Here is a 1,376-nt window from a genome sequence, read left to right on the forward strand (position 1 = left end):
TTGGAGGGTGGTGAGGGTGTGTGCGGTGAGGGTGTGGGTGGCTTCGAGGGGGTGGTCTGTGGTGGGGGGCAGGTGCAGGATCACCTGGTCGGGTACCGCGGCCCCGTCGGCCACCGCCGTGACGAGCGCATCGAGATCTGTGTAGGACGGTGTGTCGGGGTAGGACTCCAGACCCGCACCGATCACCGCGCGCTGTAGCGGAGTTGAGGGTTCTGCCTCCTGCACCACCTCAACCCACTCGCAGGCCAGGAGCGGCGTGCGGTGCGTGCTTCGCGCCAGGGCTGCCAGTTGGGCGGCGTCAGCTTGACGCGTAGCCAGTGCCTCGATGTCTACAAGTGCTGTCCCGGAAGTGTCAGTGAGCGTGATCCGGGCCGTACCGTCCGCTCCGAGGCTTGCCTGAACGCGCGCGGCGTCGGCGCCTGTTCCGTACACACGCACCCCGCTGAACTCGTAGGGCAGGCGCATCTCTTGGCTGTCGATGTCCGTGGCAACGATCAGGGTGTGGAGTGCGGTGTCGAGGAGGGCGGGGTGGAGGGTGTGGCCGGTGGTGGGGGTGTTGGTGGGGAGGGTGATGTCGGCGTGGATGGTGTTGTCGGGGGTGCGCCAGGCTTGGGTGAGGCCTTGGAAGGTGGGGCCGTAGTCGTAGCCGAGGGTGGCGAGGTGTGGGTAGAGGGTTGTGGTGTCGATGGGTTGGGCGTGGGTGGGGGGCCAGGTGGTGATCGGTTCCGGAGGGGTGGTGGGGGGTGTGGGGGTGAGGGTGGCGGTGGCGTGGCGGGTCCATGTGCCGGTGCCGGTGCCGGTGCCGGTGCCGGTGTCTGTGTCTGTGTCTGTGTGGGTGTGGATGGTGAGGGTGTGGGTGCCGTCGTTCTGGGGTGGGCTGATGGTGAGTTGGAGGGTGGGGGTGTGGTGGTCGGTGAGGGTGAGGGGGGTTTCCAGGGTGAGGGTGTCGAGGTGGTGGTGGCCGAGGTGGCGGGCGGCGTGGAGGGCGAGGTCGAGGTGGGCGGTGCCGGGCAGGATGACGGTGCCGTGGACGGCGTGGTCGGCGAGCCAGGGGTGGGTGGTCAGGGAGAGGCGGCCGGTGAAGAGGGTGGAGTGGTCGGGTAGTTCGATGGCCGCGCCGAGCAGGGGGTGGCCGGTGGGCTGCTGGCCCAGCGCTGCCGCGTCGGTGGGCGCGCTGGTGGTGTCGGCGTCGAGCCAGTAGGGCTGGTGTTGGAAGGGGTAGGTGGGCAGGTCTGTTTGTCCGGTGCCGGTGGTGGGCCAGGTGGTGGGGAGGCCGTGGGTGTGGGCGGTGGCGAGGTTGAGGGTGAGGGTGTGGGTGTCGGTGGTGTCGCGGCGCAGGGTGCCGGTGACGGTGTGGGGTGTGTCGTGGGTGTCGT

The 1,376-nt window shown here is 69.5% G+C and carries 1 protein-coding gene; it reads right to left on the reverse strand.

Features of this window, described 5'->3' with window-relative positions; genetic code table 11:
- The coding region (locus tag KCH87_RS48400; RefSeq protein ID WP_210594456.1) for a polyketide synthase dehydratase domain-containing protein at nt 1-1,376 on the reverse strand (1,376 nt) is incomplete at both ends.

This window comes from Streptomyces sp. GESEQ-35, from assembly GCF_017948485.1.
In the GTDB taxonomy this organism is placed as follows: domain Bacteria; phylum Actinomycetota; class Actinomycetes; order Streptomycetales; family Streptomycetaceae; genus Streptomyces.